This is a genomic window from Pseudomonas sp. LBUM1641, assembly GCF_059716235.1.
Window position 1 is genome coordinate 4538626 of record NZ_CP166815.1, and the last position, 23439, is coordinate 4562064.

Here is a 23439-nt window from a genome sequence, read left to right on the forward strand (position 1 = left end):
ATGAATAGCACGCTTATCCAGACAGACCGTTTCACCCTCAGTGAAACCGAGCGCTCGGCCATCGAGCACGAGCTGCATCACTACGAAGACCCGCGCGCGGCGTCGATCGAAGCCTTGAAGATCGTCCAGAAGGAACGTGGCTGGGTGCCGGACGGCGCCCTCTACGCCATCGGCGAGATCCTCGGCATCCCCGCCAGCGACGTTGAAGGCGTGGCGACGTTCTACAGCCAGATCTTCCGCCAGCCGGTTGGCCGCCACATCATTCGCGTTTGCGACAGCATGGTCTGCTACATCGGTGGCCACGAGTCCGTGGTCAGCGAGATCCAGAGCAAGCTGGGCATCGGCCTGGGCCAAACCACTCCGGACGGGCGCTTCACGCTGCTGCCGGTGTGCTGCCTGGGCAACTGTGACAAGGCGCCGGCGTTGATGATCGACGACGACACATTCGGTGACGTGCAGCCTGCTGGCGTCACCCAATTGCTCGAGGGCTACCCATGACCCTGACTTCCTTCGGCCCGGCCAACCTGATCAAGCGTTCGCCCGAGACCCACCCGCTGACCTGGCGCCTGCGTGACGACGGCGAAGCCGTTTGGCTCGACGAGTACCAGGCCAAGAACGGTTACGCGGCCGCGCGCAAAGCCTTTGCCGACATGGCCCAGGACGACATCGTCCAGACCGTGAAAGACGCAGGCCTTAAAGGCCGCGGCGGCGCAGGCTTCCCCACGGGCGTCAAGTGGGGCCTGATGCCCAAAGACGAATCCATCAACATCCGCTACCTGCTGTGCAACGCGGATGAAATGGAGCCCAACACCTGGAAAGACCGCATGCTGATGGAGCAACTGCCCCATCTGCTGATCGAAGGCATGCTGATCAGCGCTCGCGCGTTGAAAACCTACCGTGGCTACATCTTCCTGCGTGGCGAGTACACCACCGCCGCCAAGCACCTGAACCGTGCCGTGGAAGAAGCCAAGGCAGCCGGCCTCTTGGGCAAGAACATCCTCGGTTCGGGCTTCGATTTCGAGCTGTTCGTGCACACCGGCGCCGGGCGTTATATCTGCGGTGAAGAAACCGCACTGATCAACTCCCTCGAAGGCCGCCGCGCCAACCCGCGTTCCAAGCCGCCCTTCCCTGCCGCCGTTGGCGTGTGGGGCAAGCCGACGTGCGTGAACAACGTTGAAACCCTGTGCAACGTGCCGGCAATCATCGGCGACGGCGTGGAGTGGTACAAATCGTTGGCCCGCGAAGGCAGCGAAGACATGGGCACCAAGCTCATGGGCTTCTCCGGCAAGGTCAAGAACCCGGGCCTGTGGGAACTGCCATTCGGCGTGACCGCACGCGAGCTGTTCGAGGACTACGCCGGCGGCATGCGCGACGGCTACACCCTCAAGGCCTGGCAGCCAGGCGGCGCCGGTACCGGCTTCCTGTTGCCCGAGCACCTCGACGCACAAATGTACGCCGGCGGCATCGGCAAGGTGGGCACCCGTATGGGTACCGGCCTGGCCATGGCCGTGGACAACACCGTGAACATGGTGTCGTTGCTGCGCAACATGGAGCAGTTCTTCTCCCGCGAATCCTGCGGTTTCTGCACCCCGTGCCGCGATGGTTTGCCATGGAGCGTCAAGCTCTTGATGGCCATCGAGAACGGCGAAGGTCAGCCTGGCGATATCGAGACCCTGCTGGGTCTGGTCGGTTTCCTCGGCCCAGGCAAGACTTTCTGTGCTCACGCACCGGGCGCCGTGGAGCCATTGGGCAGCGCGATCAAATACTTCCGCTCGGAGTTCGAAGCCGGCATCGCGCCTAAAAGCGCCGCCGTCCCGCCTCTGGCAAGGCCGATTGTAGTCGGCGCGTAACGCTTAACAAGGCGAAGGGTCCGTGCCCTTCGCCTTCTCATGTGCTGACGCCTTTATGGCTGTGTTGATGCACATGAATAACAAGATTCCATTAGCCACGCCCGCTGACACCGGGCCAACGAAGAACTTTGAACCATGGCCACTATCCACGTAGACGGCAAAGAGCTCGAAGTCGATGGGGCAGACAACCTGTTACAGGCGTGTCTGTCGCTAGGCCTCGACATTCCATATTTCTGCTGGCACCCCGCCCTTGGCAGCGTTGGCGCTTGCCGCCAGTGCGCGGTCAAGCAGTACACCGACGAGAACGACACCCGTGGTCGTATCGTGATGTCCTGCATGACCCCTGCCACCGACGGCAGCTGGATTTCCATCGAAGACGAAGAAGCGAAAGTGTTTCGCGCCAGCGTCGTCGAATGGCTGATGACCAACCACCCGCACGACTGCCCTGTGTGTGAGGAAGGCGGCCACTGCCACCTGCAAGACATGACCGTGATGACCGGCCACAACGAGCGCCGGTATCGCTTCACCAAGCGTACCCACCAGAACCAGCAACTGGGCCCGTTCATTTCCCACGAGATGAACCGCTGCATCGCTTGCTACCGCTGCGTGCGCTTCTATAAGGACTACGCCGGCGGCACCGACCTCGGTGTATTCGGCGCCCACGACAACGTGTACTTCGGTCGCGTTGAAGACGGCACCCTCGAAAGCGAGTTCTCCGGCAACCTCACCGAGGTCTGCCCGACCGGTGTGTTCACCGACAAGACTCACTCCGAGCGCTACAACCGTAAGTGGGACATGCAGTTCTCGCCGAGCATCTGCCATGGCTGCTCCAGCGGTTGCAACATCTCCCCGGGCGAGCGCTACGGCGAACTGCGTCGGATCGAAAACCGCTTCAACGGTTCGGTCAACCAGTACTTCCTGTGCGACCGTGGCCGTTTCGGCTATGGCTACGTCAACCGCGAAGACCGCCCACGTCAGCCACTGCTGGCCGACGGCGCCAAGCTGAGCCTCGACGAAGCGCTGGATAAAGCCGCTGACCTGCTGCGCGGTCGCAACATCGTCGGTATCGGTTCGCCCCGTGCCAGCCTCGAAAGCAACTACGCGTTGCGCGAGCTGGTGGGTGCCGAGCACTTCTACTCGGGTATCGAAGCCGGTGAACTGGAGCGTATCCGCCTGGTGCTGCAGGTGTTGAACGACAGCCCGCTGCCGGTTCCGAACATGCGCGACATCGAAGACCACGACGCGATCTTCGTCCTCGGTGAAGACCTGACCCAAACCGCTGCCCGCGTGGCCCTGTCCTTGCGCCAGTCGGTAAAAGGCAAGGCCGAAGACATGGCCGACGCCATGCGCGTGCAGCCTTGGCTCGACGCTGCCGTGAAAAACATCGGCCAGCACGCGCTGAACCCGCTGTTTATCGCCAGCCTGGCTGAAACCAAGCTCGACGACATCGCTGAAGAATGCGTACACGCCGCGCCTGACGACCTGGCCCGCATCGGTTTCGCCGTGGCCCACGCCCTCGACGCCAGCGCGCCTGCTGTTGAAGGCCTGGACGCTGAAGCCGTTGAACTGGCCAAGCGCATCGCCGACGCCCTGCTGGCGGCCAAGCGTCCATTGATCATTGCCGGCACCTCGCTGGGTTCCAAGGCGCTGATCGAAGCCGCTGCCAACATTGCCAAAGCCTTGAAGCTGCGCGAGAAGAACGGTTCCATCAGCCTGATCGTGCCGGAAGCCAACAGCCTCGGCCTGGCCATGCTCGGTGGCGAGTCCCTGGACGCTGCCCTGCAAGCCGTGACCGACGGCAGTGCCGACGCGATCGTGGTACTGGAAAACGACCTGTACACCCGCACTGATTCGGCCAAGGTCGACGCAGCGCTGAACGCGGCCAAAGTGGTGATCGTTGCCGACCACCAGAAAACCGCCACCAGCGACCGCGCCCACCTGGTACTGCCCGCCGCCAGCTTTGCTGAAGGCGACGGTACCCTGGTCAGCCAGGAAGGCCGCGCCCAGCGCTTCTTCCAGGTATTTGATCCGAAGTACATGGACGCCAGCATCCTGGTTCACGAAGGCTGGCGCTGGCTGCATGCCCTGCGCGCTACCCTGCTGAACCAGCCGATCGACTGGACCCAGCTCGACCATGTGACCGCTGCTGCAGCCGCAGCCGCACCGCAACTGGCACGCATCGTCGACGCTGCACCGTCGGCCTCGTTCCGCATCAAGGGCATGAAACTCGCCCGTGAACCGCTGCGTTACTCCGGCCGTACCGCCATGCGTGCTGACATCAGCGTGCACGAGCCACGTACTCCACAAGACAACGACACCGCGTTCGCCTTCTCCATGGAAGGTTACTCGGGTTCGGTCGAGCCACGTCAGCAGGTGCCATTTGCCTGGTCGCCGGGCTGGAACTCGCCGCAAGCCTGGAACAAGTTCCAGGACGAAGTCGGTGGTCACATCCGCGCTGGCGACCCGGGCACCCGCCTGATCGAAAGCACCGGTGACTCGCTGAACTGGTTCGCCAGCGTCCCGCGTCCATTCAACCCGGCCCAGGGCACCTGGCAGGTTGTGCCGTTCTTCCACCTGTTCGGCAGCGAAGAAACCTCTTCCAAAGCCGCGCCGGTACAAGAGCGCATTCCGGCCGCCTACGTGTCTGTTGCCAAGTCCGAAGCCGACCGCCTGGGCGTCAACGACGGTGCCCTGCTCAGCCTGACCGTAGCCGGCAAGACCCTGCGTCTGCCGCTGCGCATCAATGAAGAGTTGGGTGCTGGCCTGGTTGCATTGCCAAAAGGCCTCGCGGGGATTCCTCCGGCGATCTTCGGCCTCACCGTTGACGGTCTGCAGGAGGCAGCTCAATGACCTGGTTCACCCCTGAAGTGATCGACGTGATCATCGCGGTGGTCAAGGCCATCGTGATCCTGTTGGCCGTGGTCGTGGCGGGCGCCTTGCTCAGCTTCGTCGAACGTCGCCTGCTGGGCTGGTGGCAGGACCGTTACGGTCCGAACCGCGTTGGCCCGTTTGGTATGTTCCAGATTGCCGCCGACATGCTGAAAATGTTCTTCAAGGAAGACTGGACGCCACCGTTTGCCGACAAGGTGATCTTCACCCTGGCACCGGTCGTGGCCATGAGCGCCTTGCTGATTGCCTTCGCAATCATCCCGATCACCCCGACCTGGGGCGTGGCGGACCTGAACATCGGCTTGCTGTTCTTCTTCGCCATGGCCGGTTTGTCGGTCTACGCGGTGCTGTTCGCCGGTTGGGCCAGTAACAACAAGTTCGCCCTCTTGGGCAGCTTGCGGGCTTCGGCCCAGACCGTGTCCTACGAAGTGTTCATGGGCCTCGCGCTGATGGGCATCGTGGTGCAGGTGGGCTCGTTCAACATGCGCGACATCGTCGAGTACCAGGCGCAGAACCTGTGGTTCATCATTCCGCAGTTCTTCGGCTTCTGTACCTTCTTCATCGCTGGCGTCGCCGTGACTCACCGTCACCCGTTCGACCAGCCGGAAGCGGAACAGGAACTGGCCGACGGTTACCACATCGAATACGCCGGCATGAAATGGGGCATGTTCTTCGTAGGTGAGTACATCGGCATCATCTTGATCTCGGCCCTGCTGGTCACGCTGTTCTTCGGCGGCTGGCACGGTCCGTTCGGCATCCTGCCGCAGCTGGCGTTCTTCTGGTTCTTCTTGAAGACCGCGTTCTTCATCATGCTGTTCATCCTGCTGCGCGCTTCCATCCCGCGTCCACGGTATGACCAGGTGATGGATTTCAGCTGGCGATTCTGCCTGCCGCTGACCCTGATCAATTTGCTGGTGACTGCTGCCGTTGTGTTGTTGAACACGCCAGCGGGCGCGGTTCAGTGAGGATTTGACCCATGTTCAAATATATTGGCGACATCGTTAAGGGTACCGGTACCCAGTTGCGAAGCCTGGTGATGGTGTTCGGTCACGGCTTTCGCAAACGCGACACCTTGCAATACCCGGAAGAAGCGGTGTACCTGCCGCCGCGTTATCGCGGCCGCATCGTCCTGACCCGCGACCCCGACGGCGAAGAGCGCTGCGTGGCCTGCAACCTGTGCGCCGTGGCGTGCCCGGTGGGTTGCATCTCGCTGCAGAAAGCTGAAACCGAAGACGGTCGCTGGTACCCGGACTTCTTCCGCATCAACTTCTCGCGCTGCATTTTCTGCGGCCTCTGCGAGGAAGCTTGCCCGACCACCGCAATCCAGCTGACACCGGATTTCGAGATGGCCGAGTTCAAACGTCAGGACCTGGTGTACGAGAAAGAAGATCTGCTGATCTCTGGTCCCGGTAAAAACCCTGATTACAACTTCTATCGTGTTGCAGGTATGGCCGTTGCCGGTAAGCCGAAAGGCGCCGCACAAAACGAAGCCGAGCCGATCAACGTGAAGAGCTTGCTGCCTTAAGGAAGAAAGATGGAATTCGCTTTCTATTTCGCATCGGGTATTGCAGTGGTGTCCACGCTTCGCGTGATCACCAACACTAACCCCGTGCACGCCCTGCTCTACCTGATCATTTCGCTGATCGCCGTGGCCATGACCTTCTTCAGCCTCGGCGCACCGTTCGCCGGTGTGCTGGAAGTGATTGCCTACGCTGGCGCCATCATGGTGCTGTTCGTGTTTGTGGTGATGATGCTCAACCTGGGGCCGGCTTCGGTCGCCCAGGAACGCGTCTGGCTCAAGCCCGGCATCTGGCTCGGCCCGGTGATCCTGGCAGCCTTGCTGCTGGGTGAACTGCTGTATGTGCTGTTCGCTCACCAGAGCGGCCAGGCCATCGGCCACACCACCGTAGACGCGAAAGCCGTGGGCATCAGCCTGTTCGGCCCGTACCTGTTGGTGGTCGAACTGGCTTCGATGTTGCTGCTCGCTGCAGCCATCACCGCCTTCCACTTGGGCCGCAACGAAGCCAAGGAGCAATGACGATGCCTGCTATCCCTTTGGAGCATGGTCTGGCGGTCGCCGGCATCCTGTTCTGCCTTGGCCTGGTCGGCCTGATGGTTCGCCGCAACATTCTGTTCGTGTTGATGAGCCTGGAAATCATGATGAACGCCGCGGCACTCGCGTTCATCGTGGCCGGTAGCCGTTGGGGCCAGCCGGATGGACAAGTGATGTTCATCCTGGTGATCAGCCTGGCAGCCGCCGAGGCCAGTATTGGCCTGGCGATCCTGCTGCAACTGTATCGTCGCTTCCACACGCTTGATATCGACGCTGCCAGTGAGATGCGCGGATGAACATGATCTTTCTGACTTTCGTATTTCCCCTGATCGGTTTCCTGCTGCTGTCGTTCTCCCGTGGACGCTGGTCGGAAAACCTCTCGGCCTTGATCGGCGTGGGTTCCATTGGCCTGTCGGCGATTGTCGCCGCCTACGTCATCTGGCAATTCAACGTCGCACCGCCGGAAGGCGGTCACTACACCCTGGTGCTGTGGCAGTGGATGTCGGTGGAGGGCTTCAAGCCCAACTTCGCCCTCTACGTCGACGGCCTGTCGATCACCATGCTCGGCGTGGTGGTGGGTGTTGGCTTCCTGATCCACCTGTTCGCATCCTGGTACATGCGCGGTGAAGCCGGTTACTCGCGCTTCTTCGCCTACACCAACCTGTTTATCGCGAGCATGCTGTTCCTGGTGCTGGGCGATAACCTGTTGTTCCTGTACTTCGGCTGGGAAGGCGTGGGCCTGTGCTCGTACCTGTTGATCGGTTTCTACTACAGCAACCGCAACAACGGTAACGCCGCACTCAAAGCCTTTATCGTGACCCGGATCGGCGACGTGTTCATGGCCATCGGCCTGTTCATTCTGTTCCAACAAGTGGGCACGCTGAACATCCAGGAACTGCTGGTGCTGGCACCGCAGAAATTCCAGGTCGGCGACTTCTGGATCACCCTGGCGACCCTGATGCTGCTGGGTGGCGCCGTTGGTAAATCCGCGCAACTGCCGCTGCAAACCTGGCTGGCGGATGCGATGGCCGGCCCTACCCCGGTTTCGGCACTGATCCACGCCGCCACCATGGTGACTGCTGGTGTCTACCTGATTGCCCGTACCCACGGCCTGTTCACCCTGGCACCGGAGATTCTGCATCTGGTGGGCCTCGTGGGTGGCGTGACCCTGGTACTGGCCGGCTTCGCGGCCCTGGTTCAGACCGACATCAAGCGTATCCTCGCCTACTCGACCATGAGCCAGATCGGCTACATGTTCCTGGCCCTGGGCGTTGGCGCCTGGGACGGCGCGATCTTCCACCTGATGACCCACGCCTTCTTCAAGGCCCTGCTGTTCCTTGCTTCCGGTGCGGTGATCGTTGCCTGCCACCACGAGCAGAACATCTTCAAGATGGGCGGTCTGTGGAAGAAACTGCCGTTGGCCTACGCCAGCTTCATCGTCGGCGGCGCGGCCTTGTCGGCCCTGCCACTGGTAACCGCAGGTTTCTACTCGAAAGACGAAATCCTCTGGGAAGCCTTTGCCAGCGGTAACCACGGCCTGCTGTATGCCGGACTGGTGGGTGCGTTCATGACCTCGCTGTACACCTTCCGCCTGATCTTCATCACGTTCCACGGTGAAGCCAAGACTGAAGCCCATGCAGGCCACGGCATTTCCCACTGGTTGCCACTGTCGGTGCTGATCATCCTGTCGACCTTCGTCGGCGCCATGATCACCCCGCCTCTGGCCGGTGTTCTGCCGGAAAGTGCCGGGCATGCCGGTGGTGCAGCCAAGCACAGCCTGGAAATCGCCTCGGGTGCCATCGCCATCGCCGGTATCCTGCTGGCCGCCCTGCTGTTCCTCGGCAAGCGCCGCTTCGTCACCGCCATCGCCAACAGTGGCATTGGCCGTTTCCTTTCGGCCTGGTGGTTCGCTGCCTGGGGCTTCGACTGGATCTACGACAAACTGTTCGTCAAGCCGTACCTTGCGATCAGCCACGTACTGCGCAAAGACCCGCTCGACCAGACCATCGGTTTGATCCCGCGCGCCGCCAAGGCCGGTCACACCGCCCTGAGCCGCAGCGAGACTGGCCAATTGCGCTGGTATGCAGCTTCCATGGCGGCCGGTGCCGTCCTGGTGATCGGCGCCATCATCGTGGTCGCGGTCTGACTATGCACATTGCGAACTTTGCGAACTTGCGAAAGGAAACGAGCCCGTCATGATTCTGCCCTGGCTAATCCTGATCCCTTTTATCGGCGGCCTGCTCTGCTGGATGGGTGAACGCTTCGGCGCCACCCTCCCCCGCTGGATTGCGTTGCTGACCATGTCCCTGGAACTCGCTCTCGGCCTCTGGCTGTGGGCCCATGGCGACTATTCATTTGCTCCGGCACCGGGTGTCGATCCAACCTTCGCGCTTGAATTCAAGCACGTGTGGATCCAGCGCTTCGGCATCAACGTGCACCTGGCCCTCGACGGCCTGTCGCTGTTGATGATCCTGCTGACCGGCCTGCTGGGTATCCTCTCGGTACTCTGCTCCTGGAAAGAAATCCAGCGTCACGTGGGCTTCTTCCACCTGAACCTGATGTGGATCCTGGGCGGTGTTGTCGGCGTGTTCCTCGCCCTCGACCTGTTCATGTTCTTCTTCTTCTGGGAAATGATGCTGGTGCCGATGTACTTCCTCATCGCGCTCTGGGGTCACAGTTCTTCGGACGGCAAAAAAACCCGGATCTACGCGGCGACCAAGTTCTTCATCTTCACCCAGGCTTCCGGCCTGATCATGTTGGTGGCGATCCTGGGTCTGGTACTGGTCAACTTCAACAGCACGGGCGTGATCACGTTCAACTACGCCGACCTGTTGAAAACCAAGATGTCCCTGACCACCGAGTACATCCTGATGCTGGGCTTCTTCATCGCGTTCGCGGTGAAGCTGCCGGTGGTGCCGTTCCACTCCTGGTTGCCTGACGCTCACGCCCAGGCGCCGACCGCAGGTTCTGTGGACCTGGCCGGTATCCTGTTGAAGACGGCGGCCTACGGCCTGCTGCGTTTCGCCCTGCCGCTGTTCCCGAATGCCTCGGCCGAGTTTGCGCCGATCGCCATGACCCTCGGTCTGATCGGGATCTTCTACGGTGCGTTCCTGGCCTTCGCCCAAACCGACATCAAGCGTCTGATTGCCTTCTCGTCCGTTTCCCACATGGGTTTCGTACTGATCGGCATCTACTCCGGTAGCCAACTGGCACTGCAAGGCGCAGTGATCCAGATGCTGGCGCACGGTGTGTCGGCAGCGGCACTGTTTATCCTCAGTGGCCAGCTCTACGAGCGCCTGCATACCCGTGACATGCGTGAAATGGGTGGTGTGTGGTCGCGTATCGCCTACCTGCCGGCCATCAGCCTGTTCTTCGCCGCCGCGTCCCTGGGCTTGCCGGGTACCGGTAACTTCATTGGCGAGTTCCTGATCCTGATGGGTGCGTTCGTGCATACACCGTGGATCAGTGCGATCGCGACTTCAGGCCTGGTGTTCGGTTCGGTCTACTCGCTGATCATGATCCACCGTGCGTACTTCGGTCCGGCCAAGTCCGACACCGTATTGCACGGCATGGACGGTCGCGAACTGATCATGGTGCTCGGCCTTGCGGTACTGCTGATCTTTATCGGCGTGTACCCGCAACCGTTCCTGGATACCTCTGCCGCAACGATGCATGGCGTGCAGCAATGGTTCAGCACCGCCTTCACTCAACTCGCTTCGGCCCGGTAAGAGCGCTATGGAATTCACGATCCAACACTTTATCGCGCTTGCGCCGCTGCTGATCTCCAGCCTCACCGTTGTGGTGGTGATGCTGGCGATCGCATGGCGCCGCAACCACTCACAGACCTTCCTGATTTCCGTGGCAGGTTTGAACCTGGCCTTGCTGTCGATTATCCCGGCACTCAAGGTCGCACCGCTGGCGGTCACGCCGCTGTTGATGGTCGATGACTTCGCGCTGCTGTATATCGCGTTGATCCTCGTGGCCACCCTGGCCTGCGTTACCCTCGCCCACGCCTACCTCGGCGAAGGCGGCACAGGCTACCCGGGCAACCGCGAAGAGCTGTACCTGCTGATCCTGCTGGCTGCAACCGGCGGTATCGTGCTGGTCAGCGCGCAGCACCTGGCCGGCTTGTTCATCGGCCTGGAACTGCTGTCGATCCCGGTCTACGGCCTGGTGGCTTACGCCTTCTTCAACAAACGTTCCCTGGAAGCCGGCATCAAGTACATGGTGCTGTCGGCCGCCGGTTCCGCGTTCCTGTTGTTCGGTATGGCCCTGCTCTACGCAGAAGCCGGCAGCCTGAGCTTCAGCGGTATCGGTCACGCCCTGGCAGCTTCCGGCAGCCCTGCGCCAATCGCCCAGTTGGGCCTGGCCATGATGCTGATCGGCCTGGCGTTCAAACTGTCGCTGGTGCCATTCCACCTGTGGACCCCGGACGTGTACGAAGGCGCCCCGGCGCCGGTGGCCGCGTTCCTGGCCACCGCGTCGAAAGTTGCCGTGTTTGCGGTGATGGTGCGTCTGTTCCAGATCTCCCCTGCGGCCAACACCGGTGTACTCAGCAACGTGCTGACCATCATCGCGATCGCCTCGATCCTGTTCGGTAACCTGCTGGCGCTGACCCAGAACAACCTCAAGCGTCTGCTGGGTTATTCGTCCATCGCGCACTTCGGTTACCTGCTGATCGCCCTGGTGGCGAGCAAGGGCCTGGCGATGGAAGCCATCGGCGTGTACCTGGTCACCTACGTGATCACAAGCCTGGGTGCATTCGGTGTGATCACGCTGATGTCCTCGCCTTACAAAGGCCGTGACGCAGACGCCTTGTACGAATACCGCGGCCTGTTCTGGCGCCGTCCGTACCTGACCGCCGTACTGACCGTGATGATGCTGTCCCTGGCCGGTATCCCGCTGACCGCTGGCTTCATCGGCAAGTTCTACATCGTGGCGACCGGTGTTGAGGCTCACGAATGGTGGCTGGTTGCTTCCCTGGTACTGGGCAGCGCCATCGGCGTTTTCTACTACCTGCGCGTGATGGTGACCTTGTACCTGATCGAGCCAAACCTGCGCCGAGTGGACGCCGAGTTGCACTGGGAGCAGAAAGCGGGCGGCGTAATGCTGCTGGCAATCGCCCTGCTGGCGTTCTTCCTGGGCGTGTACCCACAACCGTTGCTCACCCTGGTGCAGCATGCGGTGATGGCGGGTTGATCGCTTAGTTAAACGCAGCAAGCAAAACGGCGCCTTAGGGCGCCGTTTTGCGTTTCTGGAGAAGATAATCTTGTCAGGTTGAAGAAGCTTGCCTCCCGTAGCAGCTCTCGAGCTCAAGTGAGGCTGCGTCGGCTCAATTTGATCTTGTGCCTGGCTCTATAACGACGGCGTGGCCAACGTAGCCTCGCTTGAGCTCGACAACTGCTACGACACCTTCAGCAGTGGCGGTAAATCCGCAATCAGATCCTGAACTGCCCCACCAACTGACCCAACCGCTGCCCCAGGTCCGCCAGGCTGCGGGAGGTCTGGGCACCCTGTTGGGTTTCATCCGCCACGCTGTCCACCGCCACCGCGATCTGATGCACGCTGCGGTTGATCTCTTCGGCCACGGCGGTTTGTTCTTCCGCCGCACTGGCGATTTGCGCGTTCATCGAGTTGATGGTGCCGATCAACTGCGCCATGGTGTCCAGGGACGCACCGGCTTCATTGGCCTTGGCCGAAGTGCCGTCGCCGGCGTCGCTGGAGCGGCGCATGGATTCCACGGCGGCTTCGGTGCCTTTTTGCAGACGGTCGATCATGCCCTGGATTTCCTGGGTGCTTTGCTGGGTGCGGCTGGCCAGAGCCCGTACTTCGTCGGCGACCACGGCAAAACCACGACCGGCCTCCCCTGCCCGCGCGGCTTCAATGGCGGCGTTGAGGGCGAGCAAGTTGGTCTGTTCGGCAATCGAGCGGATCACGCCAAGCACGCTGACAATCGACGACACGTCCTGCTGCAAGCTGTCCAGGGATGCGCCGCTGCTGCGGATGTCGTTCACCAGCGCATGAATCTGCGCGATGCTGCCGTCCACGACTTTTTTCGCAGCCTGGCCTTCGGCGTCAGTTTGCTGTGCCGCCACCGCTGCACCTTGAGCACTGCGCGCCACTTCGTGGGCAGCAGAAGACATTTCGTTGATCGCAGTAGCCACCTGGTCCGTCTCGTGACGCTGGCGCTCCATGGCTTTTTCCGAGCGATTGGCTTGCTCGGCGACCTGACTCACCAGGCCGGTAAGCTGGGAGGTCATTTCGGTAATCTGCCGCACCAGGCCGTGGATCTTGTCGACAAAGCGGTTGAACGAGCCGGCCAGCTCTCCCAGCTCGTCCTGGCTGGTGATGGCCAGGCGGCGGGTCAGATCACCCTCACCGGCAGCGATGTCGTCGAGGTTGATCTTCATCAGGTGCAGCGGCCGCAGGATGGTATTGGCCACCAGCATGCCCACGGCGGCGATCACCAGCAGCACCACCACGGCAATCCCGATGATACTCAGCAGCACGCCTTCCATGCGCTTCTCGACCTTGGCCTGAACCTCAGCGACCTGGGCATCGATACCGTCCAGGTTCACCGACGTACCGATCACCATGTCCCATTTGGGCAGGTATTCGGTATAGCCGAGCTTGGGCACCAGCTCGGTCTGGCCGGGCTGTGTCGAGCTGTATTGCAGGTAGTGGGTGCCGTCCTTGCCGACCTTCACCAGGTCGCGGTTGACGTAGACGCCATTCGGGTCGCGGTTGTCCTTGAAGCTTTTACCGACGCCGTCCGGGCTGTTGCCCTTGAACAGGCGAATGGTCTCGGAGTCGTAGCCGAAGAAATAACCGTCCTTGCCGTAGCTGGTGTTGGACAGCAGCTTGACCACCTGCGCCCGCGCCGCCGTGTCGCCCTGGGCGGCAGCGTCGTACAGCGGCTTGATGGTGGTCATGGCCACCTCGACGTAACCGCGCAAGGTGGTCTTGGCGGCGTCGAGCAGGTTCTGACGGGTTTCTTCAACCTCGTTACGGGCCTGCTCTCGAAGGATCCAGACCGTGGTCAGGCTGATGATCACGGCAAACAACAGTACGGGCAGAACAGCAAGGGACAGTACTTTGGCCTTTAGACTCAGACGCATGGCTCTTCTCTCTTAAGGGACAACTTGAGAGGTTAACGGCCAGTTACAATAAATCTGTAGGACAATCCCGTCAGAGCGTCATTGCCGCAAACCAGCCAAACGCCAGCAGCGGAAGGTTGTAGTGCAGGAAGGTTGGTACCACGGTGTCCCAGATATGGTGATGCTGGCCATCGATGTTCAAACCCGAAGTCGGGCCCAGGGTCGAGTCCGACGCCGGCGAGCCAGCATCGCCCAGCGCACCGGCGGTACCAACGATGCACACGATGGCCAGCGGGCTGAAGCCCAGCTGCACGCACAGCGGCACAAAGATCGCGGCGAGGATCGGCACCGTGGAAAACGACGAGCCGATGCCCATGGTCACCAACAATCCCACCAGCAGCATCAGCAGCGCGCCCACACCGCGGCTATGGCCGATAAACGCCGCCGACGCTTGCACCAGTGTCTGCACTTCGCCGGTGGCCTTGAGCACTTCGGCAAAGCCCGACGAGGCGATCATGATGAAGCCGATCATCGCCATCATCTTCATGCCTTCGGTGAACAGGTCATCGGTGTCGCGCCAGCGCACGATGCCCGACACCGAAAAGATCAGGAACCCGGCCAGGGCGCCGATGATCATCGAGTCCAGCCACAGCTGGATAATGAACGCCGCCGCAATCGCCAGGCCGGCCACCAGCAGGGTCAGCGGGTTGTACTGCACCGCCACCTGCTCGACGCGCTCGATTTTCTCCAGGTCGTACACGCGCTTCTTGCGGTAGCTGATAAACACCGCCACCAGCAGGCCGACCACCATGCCCAGCGCCGGGAGGCCCATGGCGTGGGTGACGTTGACGTGGCTGATGTCGACGCCGCTCTTGGCCACGTTGGCCAGCAGGATCTGATTCAGGAAGATATTGCCGAAGCCCACCGGCAGAAACATGTAGGGCGTGATCAGGCCGAAGGTCATGACACAGGCGATGAGGCGGCGATCCAGTTGCAACTTCGTCAGCACGTATAAAAGCGGTGGTACCAGCAGCGGGATAAACGCGATGTGGATCGGCAGGATGTTTTGCGAGGCAATCGCGACTACCCAGAGCAAGCCGATCAACAGCCATTTGACGTGACTGCCGCCCGTGGCTTCCTGGCGATCCACCAGCAGCAGGGCTTTATCGGCCAACGCATGGGCCAGCCCGGATTTGGCAATCGCCACGGCGAAAGCGCCGAGCAACGCGTAGGACAACGCTACCGTCGCACCGCCACCCAGCCCGCTGTTGAACGCCTTGAGCGTTGCGTCGATGCCCAGGCCGCCGGTCAGTCCACCCACCAGGGCGCCGACAATGATCGCGATCACCACATGCACGCGGGACAGGCTGAGCACCAGCATCGTGCCGACCGCGGCGATTACTGCATTAATCATCGTTACCTCAAGACAGAAAAAACTAAAAAAAGCACACACCTGCCCGGGCTGCTGTCGGGAACGGCTGCCGCAAACCAGGTTTTAAAGGAGTTTTATTAGAGGGCGCGCACTTTGCAGCAGGTCGGCGGGCATGTCAAAGAACGGCGTCGCAAACGAGTTTAAATTGATCGTTTGAATAAAGAAAAATCCTGGGCGGCCGATACAGGCAGATCGTCTCTGTCGTATCGAAAGGTTAAGGAAGGCTCCATGTCGCTCAGACAGCTGTCCATTCAATGGAAAATCACCCTGCTGGCCGGACTTTGCCTGCTGGGCATCGTGACCTTGCTGGTAGGTCTCTCGCTGTACCGCATGGCGCAGAGCTCCGACCTGGTGAAGGCTTCCAGCATGGAAATGCTCGACGAAGCCGCCCAGGCACGCATTGAAGCCCAGGGTGAAGTCCAGGCATTGGGCATTCGCCAGCAGTTCATGGACGCCTATCAATACGGCCACGGTTTTTCCCGCCAGGTGCTGTTCCTGCGCGAACAGGCCGAGAAACGCTTCCTGGATGCCTTCGACCTGCGCGAAGACCTGACGCGCCAGGTCAAGGCCGCGCTGCAAGCCAATCCGGAACTACTGGGCTTGTCCTTGGTGTTCGAGGCCAACGCACTGGATGGCAAGGACGAGCTGTTCGCCAACCAGCAAGAGCTGGGCAGCAACGACAAAGGCCGTTTTGCGCTGTACTGGTCGCAGCCGACTGCGGGCAAGCTGACGTCAATGTCGCTGCCCGAAAGCGACATGTCCGACACCAGCGTCGGACCCAGCGGCGAAAAAGCCAACGCTTGGTTCACCTGCCCGCGCACCACACTCAAGCCGTGCGTGATCGAACCCTATTTCTATGTGATCGACGGGCAAAAGGTGCTGATGACCAGCATCGTTTTCCCGCTGATGGTCAACGGCAAAGTCATCGCCTCGCTGTCGGTGGACATCAACCTCAACAGTCTGCAAGCGGTCAGCCAGGGCGCGAGCCAGAAACTCTATGACGGCCAGACCAGCGTCAGCATCATCAGCCCGGTGGGCCTGCTGGCTGGCTACAGCCCGGACGCCGGCAAACTCGCCCAGCGCCTGGACGCCGTCGACACGGCCAACGGCGCGCAGTTGATCAGTTCACTTTCCACCAGCACCCAGACTCGCAGCGTGCGCACCGACCATCAACTCAAGGTGCTCGCGCCGTTCCAGCCGATCCCCGATGGCAAGCCGTGGGGCGTTCTGCTGGATGTACCGGAAAAAGTCCTGATCGCCCCGGCTGAAGCCCTGAAGTCCAAACTGGATGCCGACAACGCCAAAGGCACCCTTCTGGAACTGGGCCTGGGCCTGCTGGCCGCCATAGTCGGCCTGTTGCTGGTGTGGCTGATGGCCCGCAGCGTGACGCGGCCGATCCTCGGCGTGGCGCGCATGCTGGAAGACATTGCCAGTGGCGAGGGCGACCTGACCCGGCGGCTGGCCTACGACAAGCACGACGAACTCGGCGAGTTGGCCGGCTGGTTCAACCGCTTCCTCGACAAGCTGCAGCCGATCATTGCCCAGGTCAAACGCTCGGTGCAGGACGCCCGTGGCACCGCTGACCAGTCGGCCGCCATCGCCACTGAAACCAGCGCCGGCATGGAACAGCAATACCGCCAGGTCGACCAGGTGGCCACCGCCTCCCACGAGATGAGCGCCACCGCCCAGGACGTTGCCCGCAGTGCAGCACAAGCCGCCCAGGCCGCCCGCGATGCGGATCAGGCCACGCGTGAAGGTTTGACCGTGATCGACCGCACCACCACCAGCATCGGCCATTTGGCCGCAGACATGAGCACCGCGATGACCCAGGTGGAAGGCCTGGCCGCCAACAGCGAGAAGATCGGTTCGGTACTGGAAGTGATTCGTGCGATTGCCGAGCAGACCAACCTGCTGGCGCTGAACGCCGCCATCGAAGCTGCCCGTGCGGGTGAAGCCGGTCGTGGTTTTGCGGTGGTCGCCGACGAAGTGCGCAATCTGGCGCGGCGTACCCAGGAGTCGGTTGAAGAAACCCGCCTGGTGATCGAGCAACTGCAAAGCGGTACCCAGGAAGTGGTCGGTTCCATGAGCAACAGCCATCGCCAGGCCCAGGGCAGCGTCGAACAAGTGGGCCAGGCCGTGACCGCCTTGCGCCAGATCGGCGATGCGGTGACGGTGATCAGCGACATGAACCTGCAAATCGCCAGCGCCGCCGAAGAGCAAAGCGCGGTGGCCGAGGAGATCAACAACAACGTGGCGACAATTCGCGATGTGACGGAGTCGTTGTCCGAGCAGGCGAATGAATCGGCGCGGGTCAGCCAGGCTTTGAACAGCTTGGCGAATCAGCAGCAGGGCCTGATGGATCAGTTCAGGGTTTGATGAGGTGCGGGATACTCCGGCAATAAGCCCGAGTATCCGCAGCTGTCGAGCCTTGGCGAGGCTGCGTTGGTTTTCAATGGCGGCGTGGCAGGTCGATAACTACCTTTAACCCGCCCAGCTCGCTCTCCTGCAACAGAAGCACCCCGCCCCATACCTCAACAATATCCCGCACGATCCCCAGCCCAAGGCCGTGGCCGTCAATCTGCTCATCCAGCCGCGTGCCTCGGCTGAACACCTGGTCGCGCTGGCTCTCGGGAATCCCCGGCCCGTCATCTTCCACCACCAGCCGAAAGCCTTCCGGGGTTTCGCTGATGCTCAACACAATCTCCGCGTCCGCCCATTTACAGGCGTTGTCCAGCAGGTTGCCCAACAACTCCAGCAAGTCTTCGCGGTCCCACGGCAACTGCAAACCAGGCGGTACGCGGTAACTCAAATCCAGGTGTTCGCCATGGATCATGTTCAGGGTTGCCAGCAAGCCCGGCAATTCGCCATCGCAGTCAAACAGGGCACCGGGCAGCGTCTCGCCGGCCAGGCGCGCACGATTGAGTTCGCGATTAAGCCGTTGTTGCACCTGCTCCAGCTGTTCGCGCAGCAGCTTGCTCAGTTGCGGATGGTCCTTGAGCTGCTCACTGGATGCCACGCTCAGCAACACCGCCAACGGGGTTTTCAACGCATGGCCAAGATTGCCCAGGGCATTGCGCGAACGTTTGAGGCTGTCTTCGGTGTGGGCCAGCAAGTGGTTGATCTGCGCCACCAGCGGTTCCAGCTCTACCGGCACCTGGGTGTCCAGTTGCGAGCGCTGACCTTGCTGCAGTTGCGCGATCTGGTTGCGCGCGGTCTCCAGCGGGCGCAAGGCGCGGCGCACGGTGACCCGTTGCAGGAGCAGGATCAGCAACAGCGCCGCCAACCCCAGCACCAGGCCGATCTGGCGCATCAGGCGAAAGCTTTCTCTGACCGGGGTGTAGTCCTGGGCCACGCTGATGGAAATCGATTGGCCAAAACGCTTGTAGTCCGAACGCAGTACCAGCAACTGCTGGCCTTCCGGCCCCAATTGCAGGTTGCCCTTGAGCCCGGCTTGGGGCAGTTGTGGCAGTTCCTGGTCCCATAACGAGCGGGAACGCCAATGGGTGTCGGCAAAATCGATACGGAAATAGTGCCCGGAAAACGGCCGTTGATAGGCGGGAGACAACCGCTGTTCATCCAGTTGCACGCCCATAGGCCCGCGCACCAACGCCACCAGCAGGTTTTCGCTGTCGTTGCGCAAGCCCGATTCCAGGTAGCGTTGCAGGCCCATTTCGAACAGCCACAGGCTGGTCTGCGCCAGCACCAGGCCGACGATCACCATCACGCTGATCAGCCCAAGGCTCAGGCGCCGCTGGATCGACTTCATGCAGGGCTGGCGCCGAAACGGTAACCCTGGCCGCGCCGGGTCTCGATCACGCTACGGCCCAACTTGCGGCGCAAGTGATTGACATGGACCTCAAGCACATTGGAGTCACGCTCAGTCTCGCCATCATATAAATGTTCGGCCAAATGGCTTTTCGAAAGGATTTGCTCGGGGTGCAACATGAAATAACGCAACAGCCGAAACTCGGCGGCTGTCAGTTGGATCTCCTCGCCATCGCGCATCACACACTGGCGGCCCTCATCCAGGTGCAAGCCGGCAGCCTGCAAGGTGGGCTGATTGGCTTGGCCGTGGGAACGGCGCAGCAAGGCCTGAACACGCAGGTGCAGCTCTTCGGGGTGAAAGGGTTTGCTCAGGTAATCGTCGGCGCCCGCCTTGAGCCCTTCGATGCGCTCGGCCCACGAGTCACGAGCGGTGAGGATCAATACCGGCGTGGCCAGGCCGGCGGCACGCCACTGCGTCAACACTTCAAGCCCGGGCAAACCCGGCAGGCCGAGGTCAAGAATGATCAGGTCGTAGGGTTCGCTGCGCCCCTGATATACCGCGTCGCGCCCGTCCGCCAGCCAGTCCACGGCATAGCCCTGGCGATTGAGCCCGGCCATCAGCTCATCGGCCAGGGGAACGTGGTCTTCCACCAGAAGCAGGCGCATCAGTCGTCTTCCTTGTCTTTGAGCAGTTGACCGGTGTTGGCGTCGAGTTCGATCTCGCGCACCACGCCTTCCACCGTCAACAGTTCGATTTCATAGATAAAGCGCACAGGGCGATCCTTGTGCTCTTCAAGCTCTGCATCCAGCAACTTGGCGCCCGGGTAGCGCTCGAAAGCCGGGCCCAGCAGATGCTCAAGCGGCGCGATCACGCCCTTCTGGCGCAGGCGCAGTGCTTCATCCTGGCCCAGGTCCCGAGCGGCCAGGCCTGAGCAAAATGCCAGGAGCACCAGCGCCACTTGAACGCTGGTGCGTAGATTTACCTTCATTACGTATCCTGATGATCCTTGAGGACGGCGCCGGTGACAGCGTCCAGTTCCAGGTCCCACTCAACGCCCTGGGCGTCGCGCAGTTCAACCTGGTAAAGGTACTTGCCGTATTCCTCTTCAAGCTCGGTTTCATGCACGGTGGCACCGGGATGTTTGGCCAGTGCGATAGCATTGAGCTTCTCGAAAGACACAATGGTACCAGCGTCGCGCAACTTCAGCGCTTCGTCCGGCCCCAGGTCGCGAGCCTGGGCGACGCCAGCGGTGAGGGCAATGATACTGCTGGCGATCAAGGCTGTGAGGGTTTTCATGGTGAGTCTCCGTTTCAGGATATTTTGCCTACGGGGCTCACCGTACTGGATCCAACTTAACTGAAACTGAATTGCCACCATGGCAATTCTCTGCGAGACCTTTGCCTGCAACCAGGCCAGATTTTCTATACTGCCCTGCTCGCGGTAAATGAGACCGGTATGACTGCTATCCATATGAAGTTCCCCGCCTTGACCCTCAAGGCCGGTAAACGTGCGTTCTCGCGCATTCGCGAACAAGGGCTTGCGCCTGTGGACGTCGGCATCCTTCCCGGCGCCGCCGGTGGCCCCAAGGCTTTGGGCATCCAGGGTCTGGACCTGGCGCTGTTCGGCGACTGGCTTCCCCGCGCGCCACGGGAACGTGCGCTGATCGGCGCCTCGATTGGCTCCTGGCGGTTTGCCAGTGCGTGCCTGCCCGACCCGGTTCAAGGCCTGCTCGACTTGGGCCGGCTGTACAACGAACAGCGCTTTGCCAAAGGCGTGACCATGGCCGAAGTCAGCCAGAGTTGCGTGCGCATGCTCGATGATTTGCTGGCCGGCCGTGATGCCCGGGTGCTTGATAACCCGAACTACCGGCTGAACATCATGGTGGTCAAAAGCCACGGCCTGCTGGCGGACGATCATCGCGGTCGCCTTGGTCTGGGGCTGTCATCGGTGATCGCTGACAACCTGCGGGGTCGCGCGCGGTTGTCCCGGCACTTCGAACGGCTGATCGTCCACGACCCACGCCAGGCGCCTCCGCTGCATGCGCTCAAGGATTTCCCCTCGAGGTTCCTGAATCTGGAACTGGGTAACCTGCGCCAGGCGCTGCTGGCGTCGGGCTCGATCCCCATGGTGATGCAAGGCGTGCGCGACCTGCCGGGCGCCGGTGCTGGCACCTATCGCGATGGCGGCCTGCTGGACTATCACCTCGACCTGCCCTACCACGGTGATGACATTGTGCTGTACCCGCACTTCACCGACCGGGTCATTCCCGGCTGGTTCGACAAAGGCTTGCCGTGGCGCCGCGCCAATCAACAGGGCTTGCAGGATGTACTGCTGCTGGCGCCGTCGAAGGAATACCTGGCCCGCCTGCCCCACGGCAAACTGCCGGACCGCAGTGACTTCAAGCGCTTCATGGGCGATGACCCGGGCCGCAACAAGTATTGGCAAACCGCGATGAGCGAAAGCCAGCGGCTGGGGGACGAGTTTCTGCAACTGGCCGACACCGGGCAATTGGGCGAGCGCCTGCAGGCCCTCTAGCGCCCTCTGCGTAGCAGCTGTCGAGCCCAAGCGAGGCTGCGTCGGCGGCACCTCGGTTTGCCAAACAAACCGTAAACGCAGCCTCGCCAAGGCTCGACAGCTGCTACGCGGTATGCGCGCGGCCGCGACAAACTGTTAAACTCGCCGCCTGCCAGACACCTCACCGAGCTGAAAAACCCTGTGGAAATCTTCAAAGAGTTTACCTTCGAGTCCGCCCACCGCCTGCCCCACGTTCCGGAAGGCCACAAATGCGGGCGCCTGCATGGCCATTCGTTCAAGGTGGCGATCCACCTCAGCGGCGACCTCGACCCGCATACCGGCTGGATCCGTGACTTCTCGGAGATCAAGGCGATTTTCAAGCCGCTCTACGAACGCCTTGATCACAACTACCTCAATGACATTCCGGGCCTTGAAAACCCCACCAGCGAAGTGCTGGCCAAGTGGATCTGGAATGAACTGAAACCGTTGTTGCCCGAACTCAGCGCGATTCGTATCCATGAGACTTGCACCAGCGGCTGCATCTATCGCGGCGAATAAGCCGGCGAGGTAAAAAAACCACCCTTGAGGTGGTTTTTTTATGCCAGCGAGTCCCTTACAGTCGTGGCCTCTTGTACAGAAGGCGCACGCTGCGATGCCACCCCTTATCCGCCCCGCCACCGTTGACGATATCTGCGCTATCGAGGCCATCGTCCACGCCGCCTACTCCCCGTACATCGAGCGAATCGGGCGCAAACCAGGGCCGATGCTGGATGACTATCGCCAGCAAGTTGCAGCCGAACGCGTGCATGTGCTGGAGCACGCAGGCCAGGTGCACGGCTTTGTCGTGCTGATCCATCACGAGAAGTACCTGCTGCTGGACAACCTGGCCGTCGCCCCCGGCGCTCAGGGTTTGGGTTACGGCCGTCTATTGCTGGAGTTCACCGAATGCCAGGCCAGGCAGGGCGCCATCCGTCTCTACACGAATGAGGCGATGAGCGAAAACATCATGCTGTACAACCGCAAAGGCTATGTGGAAACCCATCGGGCCCTGGAAAACGGCCTGCGTCGGGTCTACATGCAAAAAGACCTCACCGCCTCGCACTGAAGGAGTTCCCATGGAAAACACCTGGCTGGCCCAGGCCAAGCGCTTGCAAGCATTGGCCTCCACGGGGCTGCACTTCTGCACCGATGACTTCGAGCGCGAGCGCCTCGAGGAAATCGCGCAGATCGCCCACAGCATGCTGGCGCAGTTGGGCGAAGTGCCGCTGGAGCGCATCACCGGGCTGGTGCCGGATTTTGCCAAGCGCTATTCAACGCCGATGATTGATGTGCGGGGCGCGGTGATTGACGGCGACCGGATCCTGTTGGTGCGAGAGCTGACGGATGGCTGCTGGGCGTTGCCCGGGGGTTATGCGGATATTGGCCTGTCGGCGGCTGAAAACATCGTCAAGGAAATCCGCGAAGAGGCCGGCCTGGCGGTCACCGCCCGGGCGCTGTACAGCGTCACCCATAAGGCCAAAGGCTTGTACCGGCCCGATATCCGGGATTTCTACAAACTCTACTTTCTGTGCGAACGGGTTGATCAACTGGCGCCGATGGCCGGTTTCGAAACTACGGAAGTCGGGTTCTTCAGCCTCGACGACCTACCGCCGTTGTCCCGGGGCCGCACGATTGAAAGCGACCTTGAGGCCGCCTTCGCCTTTCATCGCGGTGAGACCACTCACACCCTGTTCGATTGAATAGCCAGTGATCCAATTTGTATCACCACTGCACCGCTTTCGCGCCTGACTGGGCAGAAAGACCAATCCCTGCTGCGCGTCCTCCCTGTTTGGCTATAA

Annotated in this window: 21 protein-coding genes; 15 read left to right on the top strand and 6 right to left on the bottom strand. The window is 61.4% G+C overall.

Annotation, left to right across the window (positions count from 1 at the left end; genetic code table 11):
• From nuoE to nuoN, 10 genes are all read left to right on the top strand, one after another.
• A complete protein-coding gene (gene nuoE / locus ACA046_RS21010; RefSeq protein WP_003219568.1) occupies nucleotides 1-498 on the top strand; it encodes an NADH-quinone oxidoreductase subunit NuoE in 498 nt (165 codons plus the stop codon).
• Entirely contained in the window at nucleotides 495-1850 is a 1356-nt protein-coding gene (gene nuoF / locus ACA046_RS21015) for an NADH-quinone oxidoreductase subunit NuoF (protein WP_459022128.1), read from the top strand. The genes nuoE and nuoF overlap by 4 nt, the downstream gene beginning before the upstream one ends.
• Nucleotides 1851-1985: 135 nt before the next feature.
• A complete protein-coding gene (gene nuoG / locus ACA046_RS21020; RefSeq protein ID WP_459022130.1) occupies nucleotides 1986-4700 on the top strand; it encodes an NADH-quinone oxidoreductase subunit NuoG in 2715 nt (904 codons plus the stop codon).
• Complete coding sequence (gene nuoH, locus ACA046_RS21025) at nucleotides 4697-5704, top strand: NADH-quinone oxidoreductase subunit NuoH (protein ID WP_076016755.1); 1008 nt, start codon at nucleotides 4697-4699, stop codon at nucleotides 5702-5704. Before nuoG ends, nuoH begins: the two co-directional genes overlap by 4 nt.
• Before the next feature lie 11 nt (nucleotides 5705-5715).
• A complete protein-coding gene (gene nuoI / locus ACA046_RS21030; RefSeq protein WP_003174725.1) occupies nucleotides 5716-6264 on the top strand; it encodes an NADH-quinone oxidoreductase subunit NuoI in 549 nt (182 codons plus the stop codon).
• Between the two features lie 9 nt (nucleotides 6265-6273).
• Complete coding sequence (gene nuoJ, locus ACA046_RS21035; protein ID WP_003219561.1) at nucleotides 6274-6777, top strand: NADH-quinone oxidoreductase subunit J; 504 nt, start codon at nucleotides 6274-6276, stop codon at nucleotides 6775-6777.
• Between the two features lie 2 nt (nucleotides 6778-6779).
• Nucleotides 6780-7088: an NADH-quinone oxidoreductase subunit NuoK gene (nuoK, locus tag ACA046_RS21040; RefSeq protein WP_003219560.1), complete on the top strand. Its 309-nt coding sequence runs from the start codon at nucleotides 6780-6782 to the stop codon at nucleotides 7086-7088.
• Entirely contained in the window at nucleotides 7085-8938 is a 1854-nt protein-coding gene (nuoL, locus tag ACA046_RS21045; protein WP_459022134.1) for an NADH-quinone oxidoreductase subunit L, read from the top strand. Before nuoK ends, nuoL begins: the two co-directional genes overlap by 4 nt.
• 49 nt (nucleotides 8939-8987) lie before the next feature.
• On the top strand, nucleotides 8988-10520 hold the full coding sequence (gene nuoM, locus ACA046_RS21050) for an NADH-quinone oxidoreductase subunit M (RefSeq protein WP_076016753.1): 1533 nt from the start codon (nucleotides 8988-8990) through the stop codon (nucleotides 10518-10520).
• Between the two features lie 7 nt (nucleotides 10521-10527).
• On the top strand, nucleotides 10528-11991 hold the full coding sequence (gene nuoN, locus ACA046_RS21055) for an NADH-quinone oxidoreductase subunit NuoN (protein ID WP_017476148.1): 1464 nt from the start codon (nucleotides 10528-10530) through the stop codon (nucleotides 11989-11991).
• Between the two features lie 239 nt (nucleotides 11992-12230).
• On the opposite strand, the gene ctpM is transcribed toward nuoN, so the two are convergent.
• Nucleotides 12231-13910, bottom strand: coding sequence for a methyl-accepting chemotaxis protein CtpM (gene ctpM, locus ACA046_RS21060; RefSeq protein WP_497674886.1), 1680 nt, complete (start codon nucleotides 13908-13910; stop codon nucleotides 12231-12233).
• A gap of 70 nt (nucleotides 13911-13980) precedes the next feature.
• A complete protein-coding gene (locus tag ACA046_RS21065; RefSeq protein ID WP_459029353.1) occupies nucleotides 13981-15300 on the bottom strand; it encodes a Na+/H+ antiporter family protein in 1320 nt (439 codons plus the stop codon).
• Between the two features lie 249 nt (nucleotides 15301-15549).
• On the opposite strand from ACA046_RS21065, the gene ACA046_RS21070 reads away from it, so the two are divergent.
• Nucleotides 15550-17697 carry a methyl-accepting chemotaxis protein gene (locus tag ACA046_RS21070; protein WP_497674887.1) on the top strand — a complete coding sequence of 716 codons (2148 nt, stop codon included), beginning with the start codon at nucleotides 15550-15552 and terminating at the stop codon, nucleotides 17695-17697.
• A gap of 73 nt (nucleotides 17698-17770) precedes the next feature.
• Here the strand turns inward: ACA046_RS21070 and ACA046_RS21075 are convergent, their stop codons facing one another.
• From ACA046_RS21075 to ACA046_RS21090, 4 genes are read right to left on the bottom strand one after another with little or no spacing between them, the layout of a single operon-like run.
• The gene (locus ACA046_RS21075) at nucleotides 17771-19087 is read right to left on the bottom strand and encodes a sensor histidine kinase (protein ID WP_497674888.1); all 1317 of its coding nucleotides are present in this window, start codon (nucleotides 19085-19087) and stop codon (nucleotides 17771-17773) included.
• Nucleotides 19084-19752 (bottom strand): response regulator transcription factor, encoded by a 669-nt coding sequence (locus tag ACA046_RS21080; protein WP_076016748.1) that lies wholly within the window; start codon nucleotides 19750-19752, stop codon nucleotides 19084-19086. Before ACA046_RS21080 ends, ACA046_RS21075 begins: the two co-directional genes overlap by 4 nt.
• Nucleotides 19752-20075, bottom strand: coding sequence for a PepSY domain-containing protein (locus tag ACA046_RS21085; protein ID WP_003219549.1), 324 nt, complete (start codon nucleotides 20073-20075; stop codon nucleotides 19752-19754). The genes ACA046_RS21080 and ACA046_RS21085 overlap by 1 nt, the downstream gene beginning before the upstream one ends.
• A complete protein-coding gene (locus tag ACA046_RS21090) occupies nucleotides 20075-20383 on the bottom strand; it encodes a PepSY domain-containing protein (protein WP_008432789.1) in 309 nt (102 codons plus the stop codon). Before ACA046_RS21090 ends, ACA046_RS21085 begins: the two co-directional genes overlap by 1 nt.
• A 159-nt stretch (nucleotides 20384-20542) precedes the next feature.
• Here ACA046_RS21090 and ACA046_RS21095 point away from each other — a divergent pair, with 159 nt between their 5' ends.
• The 4 genes from ACA046_RS21095 to ACA046_RS21110 all read left to right on the top strand — a co-directional run bounded on the left by ACA046_RS21095 (nucleotide 20543) and on the right by ACA046_RS21110 (nucleotide 23340).
• On the top strand, nucleotides 20543-21622 hold the full coding sequence (locus ACA046_RS21095) for a patatin-like phospholipase domain-containing protein (RefSeq protein ID WP_459022144.1): 1080 nt from the start codon (nucleotides 20543-20545) through the stop codon (nucleotides 21620-21622).
• A gap of 180 nt (nucleotides 21623-21802) precedes the next feature.
• Nucleotides 21803-22159 carry a 6-carboxytetrahydropterin synthase QueD gene (queD, locus tag ACA046_RS21100; RefSeq protein WP_003190259.1) on the top strand — a complete coding sequence of 119 codons (357 nt, stop codon included), beginning with the start codon at nucleotides 21803-21805 and terminating at the stop codon, nucleotides 22157-22159.
• A gap of 94 nt (nucleotides 22160-22253) precedes the next feature.
• Entirely contained in the window at nucleotides 22254-22706 is a 453-nt protein-coding gene (locus ACA046_RS21105; RefSeq protein ID WP_459022146.1) for a GNAT family N-acetyltransferase, read from the top strand.
• 10 nt (nucleotides 22707-22716) lie between these two features.
• Complete coding sequence (locus tag ACA046_RS21110; RefSeq protein ID WP_459022148.1) at nucleotides 22717-23340, top strand: NUDIX hydrolase; 624 nt, start codon at nucleotides 22717-22719, stop codon at nucleotides 23338-23340.
• Nucleotides 23341-23439 lie beyond the last annotated feature (99 nt).